The sequence below is a fragment of the Actinomadura bangladeshensis genome, assembly GCF_004348335.1.
Classification (GTDB): domain Bacteria; phylum Actinomycetota; class Actinomycetes; order Streptosporangiales; family Streptosporangiaceae; genus Spirillospora; species Spirillospora bangladeshensis.
Window position 1 is genome coordinate 1 of the sequence record NZ_SMJW01000354.1, and the last position, 6,447, is coordinate 6,447.

7 protein-coding genes are annotated in these 6,447 nt (G+C 75.0%); 4 read left to right on the forward strand and 3 right to left on the reverse strand.

All coding sequences use genetic code 11. The features are described from left to right. The first annotated feature begins 194 nt into the window (after window positions 1–194). Complete coding sequence (locus E1284_RS37285) at window positions 195–770, forward strand: TerD family protein (RefSeq protein WP_131944859.1); 576 nt, start codon at window positions 195–197, stop codon at window positions 768–770. A gap of 100 nt (window positions 771–870) precedes the next feature. Here E1284_RS37285 and E1284_RS37290 read toward each other — a convergent pair whose 3' ends face one another. Continuing rightward, window positions 871–2,619: a class I adenylate-forming enzyme family protein gene (locus E1284_RS37290; protein WP_243714986.1), complete on the reverse strand. Its 1,749-nt coding sequence runs from the start codon at window positions 2,617–2,619 to the stop codon at window positions 871–873. 177 nt (window positions 2,620–2,796) lie between these two features. Between E1284_RS37290 and E1284_RS37295 the strand changes: the two genes are divergently transcribed. Then, a complete protein-coding gene (locus tag E1284_RS37295) occupies window positions 2,797–3,576 on the forward strand; it encodes an HAD-IIA family hydrolase (protein ID WP_131944860.1) in 780 nt (259 codons plus the stop codon). Window positions 3,577–3,599: 23 nt separating this feature from the next. Here E1284_RS37295 and E1284_RS37300 read toward each other — a convergent pair whose 3' ends face one another. Continuing rightward, window positions 3,600–4,055 carry an ester cyclase gene (locus tag E1284_RS37300; RefSeq protein WP_131944861.1) on the reverse strand — a complete coding sequence of 152 codons (456 nt, stop codon included), beginning with the start codon at window positions 4,053–4,055 and terminating at the stop codon, window positions 3,600–3,602. 53 nt (window positions 4,056–4,108) lie between these two features. On the opposite strand from E1284_RS37300, the gene E1284_RS37305 reads away from it, so the two are divergent. Further along, a complete protein-coding gene (locus tag E1284_RS37305; RefSeq protein WP_131944862.1) occupies window positions 4,109–4,732 on the forward strand; it encodes an IMPACT family protein in 624 nt (207 codons plus the stop codon). A 55-nt stretch (window positions 4,733–4,787) separates the two neighbouring features. Here the strand turns inward: E1284_RS37305 and E1284_RS37310 are convergent, their stop codons facing one another. Beyond that, window positions 4,788–5,573 carry an alpha/beta fold hydrolase gene (locus tag E1284_RS37310; RefSeq protein WP_131944863.1) on the reverse strand — a complete coding sequence of 262 codons (786 nt, stop codon included), beginning with the start codon at window positions 5,571–5,573 and terminating at the stop codon, window positions 4,788–4,790. Between the two features lie 109 nt (window positions 5,574–5,682). Here E1284_RS37310 and E1284_RS37315 point away from each other — a divergent pair, with 109 nt between their 5' ends. Beyond that, on the forward strand, window positions 5,683–6,258 hold the full coding sequence (locus tag E1284_RS37315) for a TetR/AcrR family transcriptional regulator (protein WP_165965576.1): 576 nt from the start codon (window positions 5,683–5,685) through the stop codon (window positions 6,256–6,258). The last annotated feature ends 189 nt before the right edge of the window (window positions 6,259–6,447 follow it).

The window sequence follows — 6,447 nt, forward strand, 5'->3', positions numbered from 1 at the left end:
CCCCCACCGCGTTCCTCACCGGGCCCACCGGCCCGTGACCGCGTCCCCTACGCTCGGGGACCGGACGAAACGGCACGCCACGCCGCGAATTCGCCAAGGAGCGGGGGGAACCGGTGAGGGATGGCTACCGTTCTCGTAAGACAGACCGATCGCGGGTGGAGCCCACCCGCAGTCCGATACGGAGGTAGACAACAGTGGGAGTCAGTCTGAGCAAGGGCGGCAACGTCTCGCTGACCAAGGAGGCTCCCGGACTGACCGCCGTCGTGGTCGGTCTGGGCTGGGACGTGCGGACCACCACCGGGACCGACTTCGACCTGGACGCCAGCGCCCTGCTGGTCTCGGCGGAGAACAAGGTGCTGTCGGACCAGCACTTCGTGTTCTTCAACAACCTCAAGAGCCCCGACGGCTCGGTCGAGCACACCGGTGACAACCTCACCGGTGAGGGCGAGGGCGACGACGAGCAGATCAAGGTCGGGCTCAGCACCGTCCCGGCCGAGGTCGCCAAGATCGTGTTCCCGGTGTCGATCTACGACGCCGACGGCCGGCAGCAGAACTTCGGGCAGGTCCGCAACGCGTTCATCCGCGTGGTGAACCAGGCCGACAACAGCGAGATCGCCCGCTACGACCTGTCGGAGGACGCCTCGACCGAGACCGCCATGGTGTTCGGCGAGCTGTACCGCAACGGCGCCGAGTGGAAGTTCCGCGCGGTGGGCCAGGGCTACGCCTCGGGCCTGTCGGGCATCGCCTCCGACTTCGGCGTGAACGTCTGACCGGGCGTCCGCGTCCGGTGAACGCCGGACCGTGACGCCGCGCGCGGGGCGCCCCGGGGATCATCGCGGGGCGCCCCGTCCGCATTGCGGGGGCGCGGGGTCAGCCGAGGAGCCGCTCCCGCAGCCGCGTCTTGAGGATCTTGCCGCCCGGGTTGCGGGGGAGCGGCTCGTCCTGGAACCACAGGTGCTCGGGCACCTTGAACGCGGCGATCCGCCCGCCGAGGAACTCCCGCACCTCCCCGGCGGTGACCTTCGCCCCGGGGCGCGGCACGATGACCGCGCCGACCTCCTCGCCGAGGACCTGGTGCGGGACGCCGATGACGGCGCAGTCGGCGACCGCCGGATGCTCGTACAGGGCGGCCTCGACCTCGGCGCAGTAGATGTTCTCGCCGCCGCGGATCAGCATGTCCTTGGCGCGGTCGACGATGTAGACGAACCCGTCGGCGTCCAGGCGGGCCAGGTCGCCGCTGTGGAACCAGCCGCCGGTGAACGCCTGCGCGGTCGCCTCCGGCTTGTTCCAGTAGCCCTTGATGACGTTCGGGCCCTTGATCAGCAGCTCGCCGACCTCGCCGGGCGGCAGCTCCTCCCCGGCCGGGCCGACGACCCTGACGTCGCAGACCGCGACGGGCGGGCCGACGCTGTCGGGCCGCTCCAGGTAGTTGACGCCGCCGTTGTAGGTGGTGACCGAGGACGTCTCGGTCAGCCCGTAGCCGTTGCCGGGCACCCGCTGGGGCAGCCGCTCGCGGATCGTGTCGACCAGGGCCGGCGCGGCCGGGGCGCCGCCGTAGCTGACGCCGGTGAGGCTGGAGGTGTCGTAGTCCCCGAACTCGGGCGCGGTCAGCACCTGCCACGCCATGGTGGGGACGCCGCCGAACCCGGTCACCCGCTCCCGCTCGATCAGCTCCAGCGCCCGCCGGACGTCCCACTTGTACATCAGCACGACCGTGCCGCCCTGCAGCGCGCTGGTCACCAGCACCGAATGGCACCCGGTGGCGTGGAAGAACGGGACGCTCAGCAGCGTCACCCGCGGCTGCGGCGCGGTCAGCTCCTCGACCGTCCGGCCCGCCCGCACCCCCGCCGACATGATCCCGTAGGCGAGGCTGACGGGGTTGGTGGCGATGTTGCGGTGCGTGCCGAGCGCGCCCTTGGGACGCCCCGTGGTGCCGGAGGTGTAGAAGATCGTGGCCTCGTCGTCGGGGTCGATCGCCACGTCCGGCAGCGACGCCGCGGCCGGGTCGCCCGGGGCGCCGAGGACGCCGTCGAACGGCTCGGCGCCCTCGGGGAGGGGCCCGCCGGGCCGCGCGACCAGGCACGCCACGCCCAGCCCCGGCAGCACCCCGGCGAGCCGCTCGGCGCGCTCGGCGTCGGCGATGAGGACCTTCGCGCCGCTGTCGGCCAGCCCGTACTCCAGCTCCGCGGCGCTCCACCAGGCGTTCAGCGGCACCACCACCGCGCCGGCGACGGCCGCGCCGAAGAACGCCACCGACCATTCGGGGTAGTTGCGCATCGCGATCGCGACCCGGTCGCCCTTGCCGACCCCGTAGCGGTCGACGAGCCGCCGCGCGAACGCCGCCGCTGCCGCGTAGTGCGCGGCGAAGGTGAGCCGGTCCTCGCCGTAGACCAGGAAGTCGGCGTCGCCGTGCGCGCGGGAGGCCTCCAGGATCTCGCGCAGGGTGGGCGGGGCGTTCTTCCACACCCGGGTCCGCACGCCGCGGATCTCGACCTCGTCCATCTCGAACAGGCTCCCCGGCGCGGTCATCGCCGCCCGGACCTCGGCGATGCCCGGCAGCCCGCCCTCCTTCACGTCGCCGTCCTGAACGTCGCCGTCCTGCCTGTCACGGTCCTGCACAGCGCGCCTCCCGCGGGGTGGACGGCGCGCCGCCGCGCGGCCCGACCGCCGAACACGATTCGGTGCGCCGTCCCGAAAATCTATGATCCACATCACCCGCAGGTCAACGCCCCCGCGCGGGGCGGCGCCCGGGGCGGGGCGGTCCCGGCGTAGATCCTCACCTGCGACAATGAGGGCATGAGCGAACGCGGGCCGATCCAGTACTGGCTGTCGGACATGGACGGGGTCCTGGTCCACGAGGGCCGCCCCGTCCCCGGCGCGGAGGAGTTCATCGGGCGGCTGTCGGCGGCCGGCACGCCGTTCCTCGTCCTCACCAACAACTCGATCTACACCCGCCGGGACCTGTCGGCCCGGCTCGCGGCCGCCGGCCTGCAGGTCCCGCCCGAGGCGATCTGGACCTCGGCGCTGGCCACCGCCCGGTTCCTGGCCGACCAGCGGCCCGAGGGCTCGGCGTACGTGATCGGGGAGGCGGGGCTGACCACGGCGCTGCACGAGGCCGACTTCGTCCTCACCGACATCGACCCCGACTACGTGGTCCTCGGCGAGACCCGCACCTACAGCTTCTCCCAGATCACCCGCGCGATCCGGCTGATCGAGGGCGGCGCCCGGTTCGTGGCGACCAACCCCGACCCGATCGGCCCGTCCCCGGAGGGGTCGCTGCCCGCCTGCGGCGCCGTCGCCGCGATGATCACCCGTGCGACGGGGGTGGAGCCCTACTTCGTCGGCAAGCCGAACCCGCTGATGATGAGGACCGCGCTGAACGTGGTCGGCGGGCACAGCGAGTCGACCGCGATGATCGGCGACCGGATGGACACCGACGTCGTCGCCGGCATCGAGGCCGGCCTGGAGACGATCCTGGTACTGACCGGGGTGACCCGCAAGGACGAGATCGCCCGGTTCCCGTTCCGCCCGAACCGCGTCGTCGCCTCCATCGCCGACCTCATCGACCTGGTCTGACCGCGCGGCGTTCGGCCGCGGGGTCAGCCGAGGGCGCCGAGCGCGGTCATCAGGCCGAGCGCGTCCGACACGACCCAGTACTCGGTGAACCGGCCGCCCTCGGCGCGGAAGAGGTCGTGCCCGCGGAACGACACGCGCGTGCCGGGCGCGGCGGTCGCGCCCGGTATCCCGCCCCGGTAGGAGCCGTGGAAGCTCCACGCGGCGGCGACCATGCCGTCCCCCTGCGACGGCCCCGCCGCGGAGCCGGCCGGGGAGCCGGGGGCGGGGCCGATGACGGGGCCGGCGTCCAGGGCGGTGCTGACGTCGGTGAAGTACTCGTGGGAGCGGCGGACCTGCTCGGCGGCCTCGGCGGGACCGTGCACCTCCAGGTCGGGCCAGTGCCCGGTGAAGCCGGGGGCGAGGATGTCCCCGGCCGCCGCGTAGTCGCCCTGCCACACCTCGAACAGCCAGCGCCGGTACAGCGCGTCCAATGGATCCATGCGGACCGTCCTTCCCGGCGGCGCGCACGGCCGAACATAGACTCGGAGGCGCCATGCGCATGATCAGACAGGGCGGGTCCCGGGAGCTGGAGATCCGCAGGTCCCGGTTCGCGTGCACGCTCGCCCGCGTCGCCGACGAGGCCGAGGCGGCCGCGTTCATCGCCGCGCACCGCCGCGCGCACCGCGACGCCACCCACAACTGCACCGCCTACGTCGTCGGCGAGCACGGCGAGATCACCAAGAGCAGCGACGACGGCGAACCGGCCGGGACGGCGGGCGTCCCGATGCTGGAGGTGCTGGTGCGGCGCGGCCTGACCGGCACCGCCGCGGTCGTCACCCGCTACTTCGGCGGCGTCAAGCTCGGCGCGGGCGGCCTGGTGCGCGCCTACACGCAGGCGGTCGCCGAGACCGTCGACGCGGTCGGGGTCGTGGAGCTGCGCCCGGTCGTGACGGTCACCGTCGGCGTGGACCACGCGCTGGCCGGGCGGTTCCTCGGCGACCTGCACGCGCGCGGGCACCAGCCCGGCGACGTCCGCTACGGGACGGCCGTGGAGGCCGACGTCGCGGTGCCCGCCGAGGACCTGGCGGCGTTCCAGGCGTGGGCGGCCGAGGTCACCGCCGGGCGCGCGACGCTGCGCCGCGGCGCGCCCGGCCACATCGAGGTCCCGGTGACCTGACCCCCCGCCCGCCCCCTCCGGACGGCCGCGCCGGCCGGGGGCCGGCCGGGGCGGGTCAGGCGAGGAAGTCGGCCAGGACGGGCGCCAGCGCCTCGGGCGCGACGTCGTGGGTCTGGCCGTCCAGGACGCGGTCGGTCCCGGCGGGCAGCAGCGCGGCGACGCGGCGGGCGGTGTCGCGCATCCACGCGGGGCTGTCACCGCCGGCCAGGACCAGCGCGGGGACGGTCACCCGGCGGATGAGGCCCTCGGGCATCGCGCCGCCCTCGGCGTCGTCCATGACCGCCGAATCGTAGGCGAGGGTGGGCGCGAGCGCCTCCAGCGCCGGCCACATCGGCGCGCTGCGCGCCTGCGCCACCATCTCGGGCGGCATCCCGACGCCGCCCATGAACAGCGCGAGGGCGTCGCCGCGGCGGCCTTCGGCCAGCAGCCCGGTCAGCTCGGTGTTGTAGGCGCGGGACTGGAGGAGCCGGTCGTCGTGCCCGGCGTGGAACGGCGGCTCGTACAGCGCGAGCCGGGTGAGGGGCAGCCCGGCCGCGGCGGCGCGCAGCGCCAGCACCGCGCCCGACGACATCCCGTACACCGCGGCGGACCCGCCGGCCGCGTCGACCACCGCGGCCAGGTCCTCGATCTCGCGGTCCACGGCGTAGGGCGGGGTGTCGCCGCTGTCGCCGCGGCCCCGCCGGTCATAGGTCAGGACGGTGTGCCCGCCGGCCAGCAGCCCGGCGAGGGCGGCGGCGGAGCCGCGGTCGTTGAGCGCCCCGCCCACGCAGACCAGCGCGGGGCCGCTGCCCGTCCGCTCGCAGGCGATGGGCGTCCCGTCCTTGGAGTACACGGTTTCCATGAGGGCGTCCTTCCCCAGATCGTGCGGCTTCGGCGGACCCGTCCCATCCCACCACCGAACGGGACGCGCCGCCACCGCACCCGCCGCGGCGGGTGTACCCTTTCCCGCGATGAGCAGGGGGACGGTCGCCGGCGACCCGGTGAGGGCGGGGATCCTCCAGGCCGCCGCCGCGGTGCTGGCCGAGCGGGGCGGGTCGGCGGGCATGGCCGACATCGCCGCCGCCGCGGGAGTCGAGCGCGCGGTCCTCGACCGCTGCTTCCCCAGCCGCGACGCCCTGCTGCACGCGCTCTACGAGGCCGCGCTGGCCGACCTGGCGTCCCGGCTGGAGAGCGCCCGCCTGGACACCGTCCCGCTCGAGGAGGCCGTCGCCCGGATGACCCGCGCGACGCTCGCCGCGGCCTGCCGGCACCGGGTGCTCGGGCTGCTGGAGGGCCCGCCGCGCGACGCCCGGCGGGTCGAGCGGCGGCTCGCGGGCCCGGTGCGCGCGGTGTTCGAGCGCGGCGCCGCCGGCGGCCACTTCCGCCGCGACCTGCCCGTCCACACCCTCGCCGAGATGTACTTCAGCCTGCTGGAGGGCGTGGTGTCGCGGGTCATCCGCAACCGGCTGGACGTGGAGGAGGCCGGCGCCGCCGCGACCACCCTGTTCCTGTCGGGGGCGCTGGCCCCGGCCCCGCCGGGCGAGTGAGGCCCGGGCCGGGGGCGGCGGCACGGCCCGGGGCGCGGACGTCCGGCGAAGGGGAGGTGCGTGGGCGGTGGCGGGGCTGGAGCCGTGGGCGCTGGCGGCACTGGTCCTGATCGGGCTGGCGGCCGGTGTCGGGATCACGGCGGTGGGGCCGGGCGGGGTGCTGGTCACGGTGGGGCTGTTCGCGTTCAC